The organism is Curtobacterium sp. Leaf154, assembly GCF_001424595.1.
Lineage (GTDB): Bacteria > Actinomycetota > Actinomycetes > Actinomycetales > Microbacteriaceae > Curtobacterium > Curtobacterium poinsettiae.
Genome location: NZ_LMOS01000008.1, coordinates 140,864 through 159,002, shown reverse-complemented (window position 1 = coordinate 159,002; position 18,139 = coordinate 140,864). Strand labels below are relative to the sequence as shown.

The 18,139-nt window shown below is 70.4% G+C and carries 18 protein-coding genes and 1 riboswitch; of the genes, 8 read left to right on the top strand and 10 right to left on the bottom strand.

All coding sequences use genetic code 11. The features are described from left to right. Positions 1-9 precede the first annotated feature (9 nt). The 8 genes from ASF75_RS15845 to gcvT all read right to left on the bottom strand — a co-directional run bounded on the left by ASF75_RS15845 (position 10) and on the right by gcvT (position 11,117). Positions 10-516: a PH domain-containing protein gene (locus ASF75_RS15845; RefSeq protein ID WP_056072933.1), complete on the bottom strand. Its 507-nt coding sequence runs from the start codon at positions 514-516 to the stop codon at positions 10-12. A gap of 62 nt (positions 517-578) precedes the next feature. After that, positions 579-2,321 (bottom strand): dipeptide ABC transporter ATP-binding protein, encoded by a 1,743-nt coding sequence (locus ASF75_RS15840; RefSeq protein ID WP_017887074.1) that lies wholly within the window; start codon positions 2,319-2,321, stop codon positions 579-581. After that, positions 2,318-3,268: an ABC transporter permease gene (locus ASF75_RS15835; RefSeq protein WP_017887075.1), complete on the bottom strand. Its 951-nt coding sequence runs from the start codon at positions 3,266-3,268 to the stop codon at positions 2,318-2,320. The genes ASF75_RS15840 and ASF75_RS15835 overlap by 4 nt, the downstream gene beginning before the upstream one ends. Then, entirely contained in the window at positions 3,258-4,187 is a 930-nt protein-coding gene (locus tag ASF75_RS15830; RefSeq protein ID WP_017887076.1) for an ABC transporter permease, read from the bottom strand. The genes ASF75_RS15835 and ASF75_RS15830 overlap by 11 nt, the downstream gene beginning before the upstream one ends. 224 nt (positions 4,188-4,411) lie before the next feature. Next, positions 4,412-6,037 (bottom strand): peptide ABC transporter substrate-binding protein, encoded by a 1,626-nt coding sequence (locus tag ASF75_RS15825; RefSeq protein WP_056072930.1) that lies wholly within the window; start codon positions 6,035-6,037, stop codon positions 4,412-4,414. Between the two features lie 634 nt (positions 6,038-6,671). Next, positions 6,672-9,593, bottom strand: a complete 2,922-nt coding sequence (gene gcvP, locus ASF75_RS15820) for an aminomethyl-transferring glycine dehydrogenase (RefSeq protein WP_056072927.1) — start codon at positions 9,591-9,593, stop codon at positions 6,672-6,674. Further along, on the bottom strand, positions 9,590-9,967 hold the full coding sequence (gene gcvH, locus ASF75_RS15815) for a glycine cleavage system protein GcvH (protein ID WP_056072924.1): 378 nt from the start codon (positions 9,965-9,967) through the stop codon (positions 9,590-9,592). The genes gcvP and gcvH overlap by 4 nt, the downstream gene beginning before the upstream one ends. A gap of 4 nt (positions 9,968-9,971) precedes the next feature. Further along, on the bottom strand, positions 9,972-11,117 hold the full coding sequence (gene gcvT / locus ASF75_RS15810; protein WP_056072921.1) for a glycine cleavage system aminomethyltransferase GcvT: 1,146 nt from the start codon (positions 11,115-11,117) through the stop codon (positions 9,972-9,974). 151 nt (positions 11,118-11,268) lie between these two features. Then, a riboswitch (glycine riboswitch) is annotated at positions 11,269-11,388 on the bottom strand. A 96-nt stretch (positions 11,389-11,484) separates the two neighbouring features. On the opposite strand from gcvT, the gene ASF75_RS15805 reads away from it, so the two are divergent. The 4 genes from ASF75_RS15805 to ASF75_RS15790 are packed head-to-tail and all read left to right on the top strand — an operon-like array spanning position 11,485 to position 13,381. Further along, positions 11,485-11,859 carry a BlaI/MecI/CopY family transcriptional regulator gene (locus ASF75_RS15805; protein ID WP_031259691.1) on the top strand — a complete coding sequence of 125 codons (375 nt, stop codon included), beginning with the start codon at positions 11,485-11,487 and terminating at the stop codon, positions 11,857-11,859. Positions 11,860-11,872: 13 nt separating this feature from the next. Then, positions 11,873-12,610: a M48 family metalloprotease gene (locus ASF75_RS15800; RefSeq protein ID WP_056072919.1), complete on the top strand. Its 738-nt coding sequence runs from the start codon at positions 11,873-11,875 to the stop codon at positions 12,608-12,610. A 37-nt stretch (positions 12,611-12,647) separates the two neighbouring features. Further along, positions 12,648-13,130 (top strand): FBP domain-containing protein, encoded by a 483-nt coding sequence (locus ASF75_RS15795; RefSeq protein ID WP_017887083.1) that lies wholly within the window; start codon positions 12,648-12,650, stop codon positions 13,128-13,130. After that, complete coding sequence (locus tag ASF75_RS15790) at positions 13,127-13,381, top strand: hypothetical protein (RefSeq protein ID WP_017887084.1); 255 nt, start codon at positions 13,127-13,129, stop codon at positions 13,379-13,381. Before ASF75_RS15795 ends, ASF75_RS15790 begins: the two co-directional genes overlap by 4 nt. Before the next feature lie 46 nt (positions 13,382-13,427). Here ASF75_RS15790 and ASF75_RS15785 read toward each other — a convergent pair whose 3' ends face one another. After that, entirely contained in the window at positions 13,428-14,312 is an 885-nt protein-coding gene (locus ASF75_RS15785) for a LysR substrate-binding domain-containing protein (RefSeq protein WP_056072916.1), read from the bottom strand. Positions 14,313-14,380: 68 nt separating this feature from the next. Here ASF75_RS15785 and ASF75_RS15780 point away from each other — a divergent pair, with 68 nt between their 5' ends. Further along, entirely contained in the window at positions 14,381-14,869 is a 489-nt protein-coding gene (locus tag ASF75_RS15780) for a GNAT family N-acetyltransferase (RefSeq protein WP_056072913.1), read from the top strand. A 28-nt stretch (positions 14,870-14,897) separates the two neighbouring features. Then, complete coding sequence (locus tag ASF75_RS15775) at positions 14,898-15,083, top strand: hypothetical protein (RefSeq protein WP_042539381.1); 186 nt, start codon at positions 14,898-14,900, stop codon at positions 15,081-15,083. A 104-nt stretch (positions 15,084-15,187) separates the two neighbouring features. On the opposite strand, the gene ASF75_RS15770 is transcribed toward ASF75_RS15775, so the two are convergent. After that, entirely contained in the window at positions 15,188-16,375 is a 1,188-nt protein-coding gene (locus ASF75_RS15770; protein WP_056073124.1) for a MalY/PatB family protein, read from the bottom strand. Between the two features lie 111 nt (positions 16,376-16,486). Between ASF75_RS15770 and ASF75_RS15765 the strand changes: the two genes are divergently transcribed. Next, a complete protein-coding gene (locus ASF75_RS15765) occupies positions 16,487-17,263 on the top strand; it encodes an isocitrate lyase/PEP mutase family protein (RefSeq protein ID WP_042539383.1) in 777 nt (258 codons plus the stop codon). 143 nt (positions 17,264-17,406) lie between these two features. Further along, positions 17,407-18,018 carry an HD domain-containing protein gene (locus tag ASF75_RS15760; RefSeq protein ID WP_056072910.1) on the top strand — a complete coding sequence of 204 codons (612 nt, stop codon included), beginning with the start codon at positions 17,407-17,409 and terminating at the stop codon, positions 18,016-18,018. Positions 18,019-18,139 lie beyond the last annotated feature (121 nt).

Genomic DNA, 18,139 nt, shown 5'->3' with positions numbered 1-18,139 from the left:
CGAGCCGCGTCAGGCTCCCAGCCACAGGCTGAGCAGCGAAGCGGCGAGCAGCGCCAGCGCGGCTGCGCCGACCGTCAGGGCCGGCAGGTCCCAGCCGCGCACGGCGTCGCCGGCGCCGGTGCCGTCGCGGTGCTCGGACCAGCGGTCGAGCAGCACGGTCATCTCGTCGGGCTGTCGCAGGACCGCCCGCTCACCCCGCCGGGCCGGCTTCGGCCGTGGCAGCGACGGGCCGCCCCAGCACTGGACCTTGCGTCCGGCGACCGTCTCGATCACGATCTGCCAGCGGAGCCGGACGTCGGCGACCGCGTGCCACGGCACCACGGTGCGGCGGAGCGGGTTGAGCACCGTGACCGCACGGTCGTCGATGACGATGCACGGGCGGAAGGTCAGGACCCAGAGCGCCCAGACGAGCACGGCGATCGGGCCGGCGGCGCGGAGCACGACGTCCCAGCTCCCCCGGAACGCGGCGTCGCCCAGCAGGAAGACGCCCAGGACGGCGACGAGGCCGGCCGCCACCGCGCCCCCGCGACCAGCGCGGAGGACGAGGGGGCGTCCGGCCTCGTTCGTGTCCAGGGGGATCAGCGTCCGAACTCGAACCCGGCGCCGGGGATGGCGGCCAGGAGGTCCTTCGTGTACTGCTCCTTCGGGGCGGCGAAGACCTCGTCGGTCGTCGCCTTCTCGACGATCTGCCCACGACGCATGACGCACACGTTGTCCGCGACGAGGCGGACGACCGCGAGGTCGTGCGTGATGAACAGGTACGTCAGGCCGAGCTCGGTCTGCAGCTCGGTGAGCAGGTCGAGGATCTGGCCCTGCACGAGCACGTCGAGCGCGGAGACGGCCTCGTCGAGGACGATGACCTCCGGCTTGAGTGCCAGCGCGCGAGCGACGGCGATGCGCTGTCGCTGGCCACCGGACAGCTCGTTCGGGTAGCGGTTCACCATCGACTTCGGGAGCGCGACCTGGTCGAGGAGCTCGAGCACCCGGGCACGGCGCGAGGCCTTGTCGCCCACCTTGTGCGTGGCGAGCGGCTCGGCGATCGTGTTCCCGACGTTGTACATCGGGTCCAGGGAGCCGTACGGGTCCTGGAACACCGGCTGCACACGGCGGCGGAAGTCGAAGAGGTCCTTGCCCTTCAGCGCGCCGATGTCGATGCCGTCGAACTGCACGGTGCCGCTCGTGATGCTCTCGAGCTGCAGGACGAGCTTCGCGACGGTCGACTTGCCCGAACCGGACTCGCCGACGAGCGCCGTGGTGGTGCCCTTCTGGATCGAGAACGACACGTCGTCGACGGCCTTGAGCTCCCGCGTGGCGAGGCTCTTGCCGCGCAGCTTGTAGACCTTCTCGAGGTTCTTCACCACGATGAGGTCCTCGGCTGGACGGTGCTCGCGCTCCTGGGCGCGGGCGATGAGCTCGGCGTCGTCACTGCCGGTGTCGGCGATGTCGATCCGCTGGTGCTGCACCTTCGACTGGATGCGACGGCTGGCCAGCGAGGGGGCCGCCGCGACGAGGCGCTGCGTGTACGGGTGCTGCGGGTTGGCCAGGATCTCCTTGGAGGGGCCGGCCTCGACGACCTGTCCCTTGTACATCACGACGAGCTTCTCGGCCCGCTCGGCAGCGAGGCCGAGGTCGTGCGTGATGAACAGCACCGAGGTGCCGAAGTCGCGGGTCAGGGTCTCGAGGTGGTCGAGGATGACGCGCTGGACCGTGACGTCGAGCGCACTCGTCGGCTCGTCGGCGATGAGCAGCTGCGGGCGGCTCGACAGACCGATGCCGATGAGCACACGCTGCCGCATGCCGCCGGAGAACTCGTGCGGGTACTGCTTCAGGCGGGTCGACGCGTCGCCGAGGCCGGCTTCCTGCAGGACCTCGACCGCGCGGGCGCGGACGGCGGCCTTGCCGGTCGCCATGCCGTTCGCACGGATGGCCTCTTCGACCTGGAAGCCGATCGACCACAGCGGGTTGAGGTTCGACATCGGGTCCTGGGGGACGTAGCCGATCTCCTTCCCGCGGATCTCCGACATCTCCTTGTCGCTCAGCCCGACGAGCTCGCGCCCGTTGAACTTGATCGAGCCGCCGGTGACCTCACCGGTGCCGGGGAGCAGCTTGATGATCGCCTGGGCGCTCGTCGACTTGCCGGAACCGGACTCGCCGACGATGGCCAGGCGCTCGCCCTGTTCGAGGGTGAGGTTCACGCCGCGGACGGCCTGCACGAGGCCGCTCTGGGTCTTGAAGCCGACCTGCAGGTCGGTGATCTCGAGCAGCGGGGCGCCGGAGCCGCCGGTACGGCGGCTGTTCGGCTGGGTCAGTGTCTCGCTCATCGGCGGGCCCTCGCCTTCGGGTCGAGCGCATCGCGCACCACGTCACCGAGGAGCAGGAACGCGAGCACGGTGATGGACAGGGCTGCCGACGGCCAGAAGATCGTCGACGGTGCCGTTCGGATCGAGACCTGCGCGGTCCCGATGTCGAGGCCCCAGCTGAGCGCTGAGTCCGGGAGCCCGATACCGAGGAACGACAGGGTCGCCTCGGCCACGATGAACGTGCCGAGCGACACAGTCGACACGACGATGACCGGCGCCACCGAGTTCGGGATCACGTGCCGGACCAGCGTCTTGAAGCGACTGACGCCGAGCGCGGCCGAGGCCATGACGTAGTCGGACTGCTTCGCGCTGAGCACGGCACCACGCATGATGCGAGCGATCTGCGGCCAAGCGAACGCCGCGAGGACCAACGCCACGGTGATCGCGTTCCGCGCCGGGATGACCGACATGATCACGATCGCGCCGAGCACGGTGGGGATGGAGAAGAAGATGTCCGCGATGCGGGACACGATCGTGTCGAGCCATCCGCCGTAGAAGCCGGCGAGAGCGCCGATGATGACACCGACGATCGTGACCAGCACGGTGGCGACGATGCCGACGATCAGCGAGTTCCGTGCACCCCAGATCACGCGTGAGTACACGTCGTACCCCTGGCGGTTGTACCCGAAGATGTGGCCGGCTTCCGGGCCCTCGTTGCTCTTCGCGAGGATCGCCTTCCTCGGGTCGATGTGCGTGAAGAGACCCGGGAACAGCGCCACGACGACGATGAGCAGGATGAGCACGGCGGACACCCAGAACATCGGGCGGACACGCATGGAGTCCCAGGCATCGGTCCAGGTGGACCGGGTCTTCTCGTTCTCGTCGACCTGGTCGACCGCTTGGAGCGGGGTCTCCTCGATCGGAGCGACGTAGTGCGTCGCCGAGCGGGATGCGGCGTTACTTGGCATAGCGGATCCTCGGGTCCAGGACGGCGTAGAGCAGGTCGACCAGGAGGTTGGCGAGCATGAAGATGATGACCATCACGGCGACGAACGACACGACGGTCGGACCCTCGCCGAGCTTGACGGCCTGGAACACCGTGCCACCCACACCGTGGATGTTGAAGATGCCCTCGGTCACCACGGCGCCGACCATCAGGTTGCCGATGTCGACACCCAGGTACGTCACCACGGGGATGAGCGAGTTGCGGAAGATGTGCACCCCGATCACCCGACGACGCGGGAGACCCTTGGCCGTCGCGGTGCGGACGAAGTCCGCGCTCATGTTCTCGGCCACGCTCGCGCGCGTCAGACGCACGATGTACGCGAACGACACCGAGGCGAGCACGATCGCTGGCAGCACGAGTTCGTCCCACGGCGCTTCGCCCGACACCGTCACCCGGAACAGGCCGAGGTTGATGCCGAAGACGTACTGCAGCAGGAACCCGACGACGAAGGTCGGGACCGAGATGAGCAGCAGCGACACGACGAGTGCGGTGGCGTCGAACAGCTTGCCCTTGCGCAGACCAGCGATGACACCGACGACGATGCCGGCGACCGACTCGAACAGCAGCGCCAGGATCGCCAGGCGAGCGGTGATCGGGAACGCCGAGGCGAGCTGCGAGCTGACCGGCAGGCCCGAGTACGTCACGCCGAGGTCGCCGCGGAACACGCCGCCGATCCAGAGCAGGTACTGGACGATGAACGGCTTGTCGAGGTTGTACTGCTGTCGCAGCTGCTCGATCACCTGCGGCGTCGGCTGACGGTCGCCGAACAGCGCGGCGATCGGGTCGCCGGGCAGCGAGAAGACCATGAAGTAGATGAGGAACGTGGCCCCGAAGAACACGGGGATGAGTTGCAGGAGGCGCTTGCCGAGGTACCAGAGCATCAGATCACTGCCCGGTCCGGAGCGATGTCGATCAGGTTCATTGTGGTGAGGGGTGGACGGTCCGAGGGTCGGCACGGAAGTCCGGTGCGGGAGGGCGCCCGCAGTGTGGGGGAAGGTCTTGCCGCCGCGGTACGGGGGTTCGGGGACCGTGTGGTCCCCGAACCCCCGTCCGGTGGTCGCGAGGCAGGATACCTGCTCGCGGGGTGGTCTCTACGAGACCAGGGTCAGTTCTTGACCTCGACGTCGTAGTAGAGCGGCACCGAGTTCCAGCCGAACTTGACGTTCGACACCGTGTCGGCGTTCCAGACGCCGGTCACGTTGGAGTACCAGAGCGGGATCTCGGGCAGGTCCTTGAACAGGAGTTCCTGGGCCTGGTCGAAGATCTTGTTGCCCTCTTCGACGGTGGCTGCCGAACGGCCCTTGGCGAGCAGCTCGTTGTACTCAGCCGAGTCGTAGCGCGCGTAGTTGCTCGACGAGCCCTTGCCCATGGTCGGGCCGAGGAAGTTGTACAGCGACGGGTAGTCGGCCTGCCAACCGGTACGGCTGCCGCCCGTGAGCTTGTCGTTCGTCTGCAGGTCCAGGGCTTCCTGGAACGTCGGGATCGCGTTGCCCTCGGCCTTGATGCCGAGCGTGCTCGAGATCGAGTTCGTGACCGCGGTCACCCACGCCTGGTGGCCACCATCGGCGTTGTACGTGATGGTGAGGGTGTCGTTGTACTTCGAGATCTTGTCGGCCTCGGCCCAGAGCTTCTTGGCCTCGGACTTGTTGTAGTCCAGGACCTCGGAGCCCTCGAGGTCGTCGTTCCAGCCGGCGATCACCGGCGAGGTGAAGTCCTTGGCCGGGGTGCGGGTGCCGTCGAAGATCTTGTCGGTGATCTCCTTGCGGTTGATCGCCATCGAGACGGCCTCGCGACGCAGCTTGCCTTCCTCGCCCTTCCAGTGGTCGAGGTAGTAGGGCAGGTAGATGCCCTGGAAGATCGCGGCCGGCTGGTTGACGTTCGAGTCCGGGAAGTCCGACTTGTACGTCTGGAAGTTCGCGTCCGGCACGGCGTCGAGGACGTCGAGGTTGCCGCCCTGCGCGTCGGCGTAGGCGGTGTCCTGCGAGGTGTAGAACGTGATCGTCAGACCACCGTTCTTCGGCTTGCGCTTGCCCTCGTAGTCCTTGTTGGCGACGAGCTTGATGGACTGGTTGTGCGTCCAGGCCTTCTTGCCGTCGAACTTGTACGGACCGTTGCCGATCGGGTTCTCACCGAAGGCCTTGGTGTCGTCGTAGAACGAGGACGGCAGCGGCACGAAGGCCGAGTAGCCGAGCGAGAGCGGGAAGTCCGACTGGGCCGACTTCAGCTTCACGGTGAACTCGTCGTCGCTCACGACCTTGAGGCCGGTGAGCTCGGAGTCCTTCTCGGCGTTGTACCCCTCGATGTTCTCGAAGAAGTACGAGGCGCTCTGCTTGTTCGAGAACTGGGCTGCCCAGTTCCACGCCTTCGTGAACGACTCGGCAGTGACCTTCTCGCCGTTGGTGAAGGTGTAACCCGTGTTCAGCTTGATGTCGAAGGTCTTCGAGTCATCGGTGTCGATGCTCTTCGCGACCTCGTTGACGGGCTTGCCGTCGGCGTCGTACGAGACGAGGCCCTCGAAGAGCGAGTCGATGACCTTGCCGCCACCGGTCTCGGTGGTGTTCGACGGGATGAGGGGCTTCTGCGGCTCGGTGCCGTTCGTGGTGACGATCCCGGACGCGTTCGCCGAGCCCGAGCCACCCCCGTTGGAGCTGTTGCTGGAGCAGGCGGTCAGGGCGAGTGCTGTGGCCCCGAGCACGGCGAGGGCGGTGAGCCCGGCGCGCTTCTTGATCAAGGTTCCTCCTGGTGCATGGGACGCGTTCGGGCACAGCTGTGTCACCCGGGCGCGTTTGACCTTTGCAGCGTAGGCAAGGTGAACAGTGGCGTCCAAACCCTGGAGCGAACGGTTACACGCCGGTAACCAACTTGCACGATCCTTGCGAGACGATGCAAGATTCGCGCGCACTCAGGTGAAGGGTGCGTTTTTGTTGCATCCGCATGAAATCTGTTGCACTCCGGCACAGTTCTGTGCAAGTCGGGGGACGGCCGAGCATCGCTCAGGGGTACGGCTCCGGGGCGCTGGTCCGCGGTCACGACATGCCGCGAGTGCACCGCCGAGTGGTCACGAATCGTCGCTCGGCGGAGGCCCGGACGACGATTCGTGACCACTCGGCGGAACTGAGCGGGGTGTCGTGGCCACCCGACGCAGCGGGCCGGGGCGGGTCGCACCCGGACCGGGCAAGGCCGGGCCAGACCGGGCAAGGCCGGCCCCCAGATCGAGACCGGGACCGGGACACAGACCGGCACCTTCCGTCCGGACGTGACCGCGCCCCGCCCGGAAGAACCGGACGGGGCACGAGGCAGGGCACGAGGCACGGGGCACGAATCACTCGGCGACGATCACCACAGGGTGTCGGCGCCCGACGGGATCAGGCGAACGCCTCGATCGGCGGGCAGGCGCACACCAGGTTGCGGTCGCCGTACGCCTGGTCGATGCGGCGCACCGGCGGCCAGTACTTCCGGCCGCTGATGCCCGGCAGCGGGTAGACGGCCTGCTCGCGGGTGTAGGCGTGCGCCCACTCCCCCGAGATCACCGACGACGCGGTGTGCGGCGCGTGCACGAGCGGGTTGTCGTCCGCCGGCCACTCTCCGCGCTCGACCGCTGCGGCCTCGGCCCGGATCGCGAGCATGGCGTCGACGAAGCGGTCGAGCTCGGCGAGGTCCTCGCTCTCGGTCGGTTCGACCATGAGCGTGCCCGCGACCGGGAACGACATCGTCGGCGCGTGGAACCCGTAGTCGACCAGGCGCTTCGCGACGTCGTCGACCGTGATCCCCGTGGTGTCCCGCAGCGGCCGGAGGTCGAGGATGCACTCGTGTGCGACGAGCCCGTCGTCGCCCGTGTACAGCACCGGGAACGCCTCGCGCAGGCGGGACGCGATGTAGTTCGCCCCGAGCACGGCAGCCTCGGTCGCACGGGTGAGGCCCTCGAGCCCCATCATCCGGACGTAGGTCCACGTGATGGGCAGGATGCTCGGGCTGCCGTACGGCGCCGCGCTGACCGGCCCACCGGCGTGCGCGAGGCGGTCGTCGGCGTCGGCCGTCGTCGCACCGGAGCGCCGGTCGGCCTGCTGCGCGAACGGGTGCCCGGGCAGGAACGGCGCCAGGTGTGCCTTCGCGGCGACGGGACCCACGCCGGGGCCGCCACCGCCGTGCGGGATGCAGAAGGTCTTGTGCAGGTTGAGGTGCGACACGTCGCCGCCGAAGTCGCCGAAGCGGGCGTGCCCGAGCAGCGCGTTGAGGTTCGCGCCGTCGACGTAGACCTGGCCGCCGGCGTCGTGCACGGCGTCGCAGATCTCGCGGATGTCGTGCTCGTAGACGCCGTGGGTGGACGGGTACGTGATCATCAGCGCTGCGAGGGTGTCGGCGTTGGCGGCGACGCGGGCCCGGAGGTCCTCGAGGTCGACGTTGCCGTTCTCGTCGCAGGCCACCACGACGACCTTCATCCCGGCGAGCACCGCGGATGCGGCGTTCGTGCCGTGCGCGCTCGACGGGATCAGGCAGACCGTCCGGTCCTCGTCGCCACGAGCCTGGTGGTACCCGCGGATGGCCAGCAGCCCGGCGAGTTCGCCCTGGCTGCCGGCGTTCGGCTGCAGGGACACGGTGTCGTACCCGGTGACCTCGGCGAGCCACGACTCGAGGTCGCCGATCATGTCGAGGTACCCCTCGACGTCCTCACGCGGTGCGAACGGGTGGATGTTCGCGAACTCTGGCCAGGTCACGGCGGCCATCTCGGTCGCCGCGTTGAGCTTCATCGTGCAGCTGCCGAGCGGGATCATGCCGCGGTCGAGCGCGTAGTCCTTGTCGGACAGGTGCTTGAGGTACCGCATCATGCGGGTCTCGCTGCGGTGTGCGCTGAACACGGGGTGCGTCAGGTAGTCGCTCTCGCGCTGCAGGGCGGACGGGAGGCCCGTGGCCGCGTCGCGCACGGCTGCTTCGGTCGCGGGCACCGTCACGTCCACCGCGCCGAGCACGCCCGCCAGCGCCACGACGTCGTCGGGCGTGGTCGTCTCGTCGACGGAGAGCTGGAAGGTGTCGGCGTCCACCGTGTGCAGCAAGTAGCCGGCGTCCTGCGCTGCCGCGACGATCGTCTCGGCGCGACCGACGGCCCGCAGGGTGAGCGTGTCGAAGTACGCGTCGTGCACGATCTCGACCCCGGCGTCGCGTGCCACGGCGGCGAGCGCACCGGTGGTCCGTGCGACCCGACCGGCGATGAACCGCAGGCCTTCGGGCCCGTGGTAGACCGCGTACATCGACGCCATCACGGCGAGCAGGACCTGCGCGGTGCAGATGTTGCTCGTCGCCTTCTCGCGGCGGATGTGCTGCTCGCGGGTCTGGAGGCTGAGGCGGTAGGCCATCTGGCCGTCGGCGTCGAAGGACACCCCGACCAGGCGACCGGGCAGCTGGCGCTCCAGGCCGGCGCGCACGGCGAGGTAGCCGGCGTGCGGGCCGCCGAAGCCGAGCGGGACACCGAAACGCTGGCTGGTGCCGACGGCGACGTCGGCCCCCAGGTCGCCGGGGCTGGCGAGCAGGGTCATCGCGAGCAGGTCGGCGGCGACGACGGCGATGCCACCACCGGCGTGGACGCGCTCGATGACGGACGACGGGTCGACGATGCGGCCCGAGGCGCCCGGGTACTGCAGGATGACGCCGAACGCCCCGTCGAGCTGCTCGTCGCTCGGGCCGTCGACGGCGTCGAACGCGCGCAGCGTGATGCCCACGGCGTCGGCACGGTGGTCGAGCAACGCACGGGTCTGCGGCAGCAGGTCGGCGTCGACGAGGAACGCGCCGCCCTTGACCTTCGAGGCGCGGCGAGCGAGGAGCATGCCCTCGACCACGGCGGTGCCCTCGTCGAGCATCGAGGCGCCGGCGGTGGCCATGCCGGTCAGGTCGGACACCATCGTCTGGAAGTTGATGAGCGCTTCGAGGCGGCCCTGCGAGATCTCGGGCTGGTAGGGCGTGTACGCCGTGTACCAGCTCGGGTTCTCGAGCACGTTCCGCTGGATCACCGCGGGGGTGTGGGTGCCGTGGTAGCCGAGACCGATCATGGCGCGTCGGACGGTGTTGCGACCGGCCTTCGCGCGGAGTTCGGCGAGCGCCTCGGTCTCGCCGACGGCGGCCGGGATCACCGAGTCGGCGACGGGCCCGACGTGGATGGACTCCGGGATCGCGGCACGGACCAGGGCGTCGAGCGACGGCTGCCCGACGACGTCGAGCATCTCCTGCTGGTCGGCCGGGGTGGTGCCGATGTGGCGGTCGGCGAAGGACGTCTGGAGGTTCTCGAACGCGGTCATGCGATGGAGGCCCGGTAGGCGTCGTGGTCCATCAGGTCCTCGGGGAACGAGGTGCCGCCGACCTTGATCTTCACGAGCCAGCCGGCACCGAAGGGGTCCTGGTTGACGGTGTCGGGGGTGTCGACGACGGCGTCGTTGACCTCGACGACCTCGCCCTCGATCGGGGCGAAGAGCTCGCCGACGCTCTTGGTCGACTCGATCTCGCCGATCTGGTCGCCGGCGGTGGTGGCGGTGCCGACGGCGGGGAGTTCGACGTAGACGACGTCACCGAGCTGCTCGGCGGCGTGGTCGGTGATGCCGATGGTGACGGTGTCGCCCTCGACGAGCAGCCACTCGTGGTCGGCCGTGTACTGGAGTGCGGTCTGGTCGGTCATGGGGTCAGCCTTTCGAGGCGCGGCGGTAGAAGGGGAACGCGGAGACCGTGCTGGGGACGGCAGTCCCGCGGACGTCGATGTGGAGGACCTGTGCCCCGTCCGACGCGGCGGCGAGCGCAGCCGGGTCGACGAAGGCCATCGCGACGGGGTGACCGAGCGTCGGCGAGAGCGCGCCCGAGGTCACCGTGCCGACGACCGCACCGTCGAGCACGACGTCGTAGCCGGCCCGGGGAGCACGACGGCCCTCGGTCGCCAGGCCGACGAGCACGCGTGCGTCCGCGGACGGGGTGACGCCGGCAGCACCGACGAACTCGCCGTCCTTCGCGACGACGCGGCCCAGGCCTGCCTGGGCCGGACGGACGTCGGTGCCGAGCTCGTGCCCGTACAGGGGCATGCCCGCCTCGAGCCGCAGGGTGTCGCGTGCGGCGAGCCCGGCGGGGACGACCCCGCGGTCGGCACCGGCCTCGAGCAGCGTGTCCCAGAGCACCGGGGCGGTGTCCGGGTCGGTGTAGACCTCGAAGCCGTCCTCGCCGGTGTAGCCGGTGCGCGCGACGAGCACGTCGGCGCCGTCGAACAGCGCGTGCAGCACCCGGTAGTAGCCGAGCTCGTCGAGCGGGGTCTCGGGCTGCAGGCGGTCGGCGACGACGAGGGCGTCGAGCGTGCCGGCCGCCGCGGGGCCCTGGATGGCGACGAGGGCCGTGGTGTCGGAGTCGTCGGAGACCTCGACGTCGAAGCCGTCGGCCCGGGCGGTCAGCGCGGCGACGGCGACGTCACGGTTGGAGGCGTTCGCGACGACGAGGAAGACGTCGTCGTCGGTCCGGTACACGACCAGGTCGTCGAGGATCCCGCCGTTCTCGGCGAGCAGCAGCGAGTACTTGGCGCGACCGACCGGCATCTTCCCGAAGGACCCGGCGAGCGCGTGGTCGAGGAAGGCGACGGCGTCGGTGCCGGTCACCCCGATCTCGGCCATGTGGGACAGGTCGAAGACCCCGGCGGCCTGGCGCACGGCGTGGTGCTCGGCGAGGTCCGACGAGTAGCGCACGGGCATGCGGTACCCGGCGAAGTCGGTGAAGGTCGCACCGGCGGCCTCGTGCACGGCTTCGAGCGGCGACGAACGCTGCCCCGGAGTGGGCTGTGGGGACGGACTCATGGCGGAGTTCTCCTGGCATCGGCAGGGCCCGGCGACGATCGCCGGGTGGAACTCCCCCTCTGTCATGGGCCTGAGAGTTTCACCGCGGCCCGTGAGGTCCGGCGGCTTTCACCGTGGGCGAGACGACCGAGCGTCTGCTTTTCAGAGTGGCCTGTCCGCTGCGGTGTGGGACCTGAGAGATTGACGGGGGGATTGCTCCTTCGGTGCCGTGCGCGCGCCCGAGGGCACGATGTACCCAGAGGTACTGCACGGCGTCTCCCGCGACGGATGAACGGCCGGTGTGTTCAGTTGTCCGCGTCGAGCATACCGAGGCCGCGTTTCGGGCGTGTGTCGCGAGCGAACCTTCGACATCTCGTAGAATGCGGGGATGGCCGGACAACGATCGCGCCCCCGCGGGCAGCTGGAGCAGGCGGTGCTCGACGCGCTCCGCTCCGCCGACGCCGGGCTCACCGCACGCCAGGTCCTCGACGCGTTCCCCGAGCCCCGCCCCGCGCTGACGACCGTGCTCACCGTGCTCGACCGACTCGGCCGCAAGGGCCAGGTGGAACGGGAGCAGCACGACGACGCTCCCCTGACCTTCCGCGCCGTGCACAGTCGCGACGAGCAGACCGCCTCACTGATGTCGAGTGCGCTGGCCGCCTCGACCGACCGCGAGGCCGCACTGCTGCAGTTCACCGGGTCGCTCGCCTCGGACGACCTCGAGGCCCTGCGCCGCGCCCTCGACGCCCGCGCCCGCTCCTGACCGGCCGCACACCGTGGTCGTCGCCGGCATCGCGCTCATCGTCCTCGCACTCGCGGTGGTGGTGTTCGCGCCCCGGGTCCTGACCCGTTCCGCCTGGACGATCGACCTGCCCCGCACCGCGCTGGTCTGCTGGTCGATCGCGGTCCTGCTCGGCGTCGTCGGCTTCGTGGCCGGCATCGCCCTGGTCGTGCTCGCCGACCGTCCGATCACCGAGCTCTTCGGCGGGGACGGCTCCCCCACGCACGGCCTCAACGTGGGCGTCGCGGTGCTCGCGGTCGTCGCGTTCGTCGTCGCGGTCCGGGTCCGCCCCGGCCCCGAACACGAGGCCGTCCGGCAGGCGATGCGTTCCGGGGTCGCCCCGCACCGCGAGATCGACGGCACCCCCGTCGCGGTCGTCGAGGCGGACCACGCACTGGCGTGCGCCGTGCCGGGCCGGAGTGGTGGGGTCCTGGTCAGCACCGGCTTGGCAGACCGGTTGCGCACCGACGAACTGGAGGCCGTGGTCGCCCACGAACGCGCCCACCTGACCCAGCACCACGCGGCTGCGGTCGCGGTCGCGGAATCGATCGAGCGTGCGGTCCCGTGGGTGCCCGGTGCGCGCGCCATGGCGCGGTCGACGCGCGTGCTCGTGGAGTTCGCCGCGGACGACGCGGCGGCCCGTCGCGTCGGACGCGACGCCCTGCGCCGGGCGGTGCTGGTGGCGGACGGGAGCAGCGCGCTCGGCGCGATCCGAGCCTCCAGGCTGTCGTAGCGCCCCTGTCGGAGGCGAGGAATAGGGTGTCAGCACCGTGAAGCCACTGACCGAAGCCGACATCCGATCGTCGTTCGTGAACGCCACAGCCGACGAACTCGCACAGCTGCCCATCCCCGGCCTGCACGAGACCCTGTGGGACGAGCGCGAGTTCCTGGGGTGGCGCGACCCACAGGCCGCCCGCCGCGGGTACATCGTGTCCTGGATCGACGAGCGCCCCGTGGGCATCGTCGTCCGGTCCGCCGGTGGATCGCTGCGCCCCGGCATCGCCGCGATGTGCTCGTTCTGCCACTCCCCGCAGCCCGCGACCCAGGTCCGGCTGTTCTCCGCCGCACGTGCCGGTGAGTCCGGCCGCAACGGCAACACCATCGGCACGTACATCTGCGAAGACCTCGGCTGCCCGATGCTCATCCGTACCGCACCGCCGCACCTGAACCCGCCGGCGACCATCGCGATGCGGGGTGCGTCCCTGCTCCAGCGCGTGCAGAACTTCACCGCGGACATCATGAAGACGGCGTGAGTCGGTTCGGCACCGCCCGCTGGGCCGTGGTCGAGGAACTCGGCGACGGACGGTGGCGACTCACCCTTCGGGACGAAGCCGACGATGAACTCGGCGCGTTCGGCCTGGGGGTCGAGGGCCCGTGGGACCCCGATGTCGAACCGCACGTCGGGTTCGTGCTCGTGCAGCTCGGCCTGACGCTGCGCGGGGCCCGGCCGTGGCGCATCGACGAGCTCGGTGACCACCGCGCGCCCGTCCTGTCGCTCGGCTGAACGAGGACGGCCGACCGGCTCACGTCCGTGCACCGAGGCCGCTCGGTCAGTCCGCGGCGACGAAGTTGCGCAGGATCTCGCGGTCGTCGTCGGCGCGCATCGCCCACGCGAGCTCGCTGCGGTGGTCGCTGCCCTCGAGCGGCAGGAGCGTCACCGTGTCGGGTGCGGCGAGCGCGGCGCTCTCCGGCACCACCGTCACGCCGAGGCCCACCCCGACCAGGTGCAGCACGGTCGCCCAGGTGGTGGCCTCCTGCACGACGACGGGTCGGCGCCCACCGGCGGTGACCGGTGCCAGGTTGCGCTCGGTCGCCAGTGCTCCGGCGACCGCCGGGAAGAACACGAACGGTTCGTCGACCAGCTCGGTACCGCGGATGCGCTCGCGGCCTGCCAGTCGGTGCCCGCGCGGGACGGCGGCGACGAACGCCTCGGACCGGAACGGCAGCAGGTGCACGGCGGGGTCCGGGTCGGCATCGCGGACGACGGCGAGGTCGAGCTCGCCGCGGACGATCCGCGCCAGCAGCGTCGACGAGTACCCCTCGGTCAGTTCCACCCGGACCAGGGGGTAGCGCTCCCGGAACGACTGCACCCGTTCGATCGGCCCGAGGGGCAGCGCGGAGACCACGAACCCGACGTCGAGCCGACCGACCTCGCCCCGACCGACCCGGACCGTCTCGTCGAGGTCGCGCCGCACCTGCCCGAGCAACGACCGGGCACGGCCCTGCAGCACCCGGCCGGCGGCGGTCAGGGCGACGCTGCGGCTGGTCCGGACGAACAGGTCGACCCCGAGCGCACGCTCGGTCCGCCGGATCTGCTGGGACAGTGCGGGCTGGGCCATCCGCAGCTGTTCGGCTGCTCGGCCGAAGTGCAACTCGTCGGCGACGGCCAGGAAAGCCCGCAGGTGACGGAGGTCGACGTCGGGTTCTCGATCCATGCACACAGCGTATCGATCAGCGCGAACGAGTATTGGACGCGACTGCATCGTCGATCGAGGATGGAGGCATGCCCGAAGCGACCTCCACCGTCACCATCGCCGACCTCGCCACCCCCGCCGACGCCGAGGCGTTCCGCACGCTCAACGAGGCCTGGATCACCCGGTACTTCACCCTCGAGGACGAGGACCGGGTGTTCCTCTCCGACCCCGTCGGCCGCGTCGTCGAGCAGGGCGGTGCCGTCCTGGTCGCCCGGCTCGACGACCAGGTCGTCGGGTGCATCGGGGTCGTGCCCACCACCCCCGGCGTGTTCGAACTCGTGAAGATGGCCGTCTCCCCCGACCACCAGGGGCACGGCACCGGGCGGAAGCTCATCACCGCGGCACTCGACCGGGCCCGCGAGCTCGGAGCACACCGCATCGACCTGGAGAGCAACGCGCAGCTCACCAGCGCCGTGCACCTGTACGAGGCGTTCGGCTTCCGGCACCTGCGCGAGGATGAGATCGCCCCGAGCCCGTACGTGCGGGCCGACGTGCACATGACGCTCGACCTGCGCTGACGGCGGCCGGTCCCGGTACGCTCACGGCATGGCGATGTACGAGGTGCAGGCGGTCCGCGAGGCCGGCGCGTGGCAGGTGTTCATCGACGGCTTCATGGTGACCGAGGTCTCCCGGTGGCCGTCCGTCGGGTTCGTCGCCCGCGAGCTCCTCGCGATGGACCGCGACGACGACCTGCGCATCCGCGTCGTCGGCCGCAACCAGTACGTGGCCTGACCCCGGCGGGCTCGAGTGAGCAGAAGACATCGAGTGCGTGGCGCCGACCCGACGTCTCGTGTTCACTCGGTGCTGTGTAGCCGGCAACGACGCCGTTCCACCGCTCACGCGACGTGCCAGACCAGCCCCTCCTGTGCGCTCGACGGGTACGCCGACGCGATCCGGAACACGGCCTCGCGCAGGGTCTCCGGAGAACAGGCCAGGTTGAGCCGGACGAACCCCCGCCCTTCGGACCCGAACCCCAGCCCGGAGTTCAGCGCGACGTACGCGTTCTCGCGCAGCGGCACCGCGGGGTCGTCGCCGAGGCCGATGCCCCGGAAGTCGAGCCACGCCAGGTACCCGGCACGCGGCCTCGTGTAGACCACGCCGGGCAGGTGTTCGGCGAGGAGCTTGGCGAGCAGTCGGTCGTTCGCCAAGATGCGCGCCACGACGTCGTCGAGCCAGTCCGTCGCCAGGGTGAACGCCGCCAGGTTCGCGTGCAGCCCGAGGATGCTCGTGCGGCAGGCGACCTCTTCCCACAGGGTGTCGAGGAGCGCGGCGGTCCGGGGATCGCCGGCGACGATGACCGAACACTTCACGCCGGCGAGGTTCCAGCCCTTGCTCGCCGAGGTCACGCACACGCTCCGGGCCCCGAGCGGCTCGGCGACCGCGGCGAACGGGGTGAACTGCACGCCGGGGTGGGTCAGGGGCGCGTGGATCTCGTCGCTGATGACGAGGACGTCGTACTTCGCGGCCAGTTCGGCGATCGCGACGAGGTCGGCCCGGTCGTGCACGAGCCCGACGGGGTTGTGCGGGTTGCAGAGCAGGAAGACGCCGACCCCGCTGGCGAACGCCCGCTCGAGGCCCTCGAGGTCGAGCCGGTACTGCCCCCACTGCTCGAGCAGTGGGACCTCCTCGACCTGACATCGAGCTTCTTCGACGAGCTCGAAGAACGGCGGGTAGACCGGCGGGGTGATCGCGACGCGGCCGCCGTCGGGCAGCGCGAGCCGGAGCGACTCGACGATCCCGACGCTGACGTCGGTGGCCAGGTGGATCCGCGACGGGTCGATCTGCCAGCCCCAGCGGTCCAGCGCGAACTGCGCGAAGGCCGGTGCGAGCGGGCCGGGACCGTCGAGGTACCCGAGGTCGGACTGCGAGACCCGTTCGATCAGGGCCTGGCGGATCGCCGGCGCGACGTCGTGGTCCATCTCGGCGACGAACAGGGGCAGCACGTCGGGCGCGTACCGCGTCCACTTGATGCTCGTCCGGACCCCGCGGAGCGTGCCGACCGGGTCCTGCTCGTCGCTCGCCATGCGTCCCAGCATGCCCCTGCCCGGAGGCCCGGCGCGACTCCCGACGTCATCCCACGTCGTCTTCGGACAGGCACACGGCCGGGGCCGCCCCGTCGGCCTACGCTCGGCGACATGAGCACGAGCACCGCCGACAAGGCCGTCACCCTCAAGCAGCTGCACGAAGCCCCCGAGATCCTGCGCGTCGTGAACGTGTGGGACGCGATCACCGCGAAGGTCGTCAGCGACCTGCCCGGCACGAAGGCGATCGCCACCGCCGGGCACTCGATCGCCGCGTCGTACGGGTACGAGGACGGCGGCATGCCCCTCGACCTCGCCCTGTCGGGCGCCGCGATCGTGGCCGCCGCGACGGACCTGCCGGTCACCGCCGACCTGGACGACGGGTACCAGGACCCCGCCGAGACCATCCGCCGGGCCATCGGCTCGGGCATCGTGGGTGCCAACGTCGAGGACCGGCTGCGTCCCTTCGACGAGGCGGTCGCCCGCGTCGCCGCGATCACCGCAGCGGCGCAGGCCGAGGGCGTCGACTTCCAGCTGAACGCCCGCACCGACGCGATCGCCCGCGGCGGCGAGCGCCCGATCGACGAGAGCATCGAGGACGCGATCGCCCGAGGCAGGGCGTTCCTGGACAACGGCGCCGCGCTGGTCTTCGTGCCCGGCGCGATCGATCGTTCCGTGGTCGAGCGGCTCGTCGCCGGTCTCGGTCGCGGCAAGCTCTCGGTCATCGGCCTGCCCGGCGCCCTGCCCGCCGCGGAGTACGAGGCGCTCGGCGTCGCCCGCATCTCCTACGGCCCGCTCACGCAGCGGGTCGCGCTGCGCGCGCTCCGCGACCTGGCGACCGACCTGTACGCCGACGGCGTCGTGCCGGAGGACACCCCGACCCTGAACTGACGGAGCAGACGGACGGGAGGCCCGTCCCCCCCCCCCCCCCCCCCGCACCCATGCGCACGTCGTTGCGATCCGGGGCACGTGTGCCGATCCAGGGCATGCGAACCCGGGCTGGCGGGGCATTCTCCTGCCGCTACTGTCGTGCCATGCCGGTCGACGTCGAAGCTCTGCTCACCCCGCCCTCCCCCGTCGCTGCGCGCGCACTGGACGTCGTGCGGGCATGGTCCGAACCGGCTTTCGTCAACCACTGCCTGCGGTCGTGGGCATGGGCTGTCCTGCTCGCCCCCACGGTCGAGCTCGAACCGGACCCCGAGCTGCTCTTCGTCGCGACGATGCTCCACGACCTCGGCGTCACCCCGTCGTTCGACGCCCACCGGGTGCCCTTCGAGGACGCTGGCGGCGCGGCCGGATCGGTCTTCGCGCTCGGCGCCGGGTGGGACGCCGTGCGAGCCCGTCGGGTCGGGGAGATCATCGAGCGGCACATGTGGCGGTCCGTCGACACGGAGCTCGACGCCGAGGGACACCTGCTCGAGGTCGCGACCTCGCTCGACGTCTCCGGCGTGGGCTTCGACAGGTGGTCGTCGGACGACCTGCGGGACGTCACGGCCGCGCTGCCCCGTCTGGACTTCTCGGCGACGTTCGACGGGCTGATCCGCGAGCAGGCTTCGCGCAAGCCGTCCTCGGCCGCGGCCCGACTGGACGGCTCGGGCAACGTGGCCGCTGGCGGGGAACGCTGGGCCACGTTCATGGCGTCCTGATGCTCGGTCCGGTCGCTCGCTGGACTTCTCGACGGGGTGGGCGTATAGTCTCTGGTTGGTGCACTGCAGCGAACCGATCTGACTCGCGCACACCAACCTCTCGACACCGACTCACCCGAGT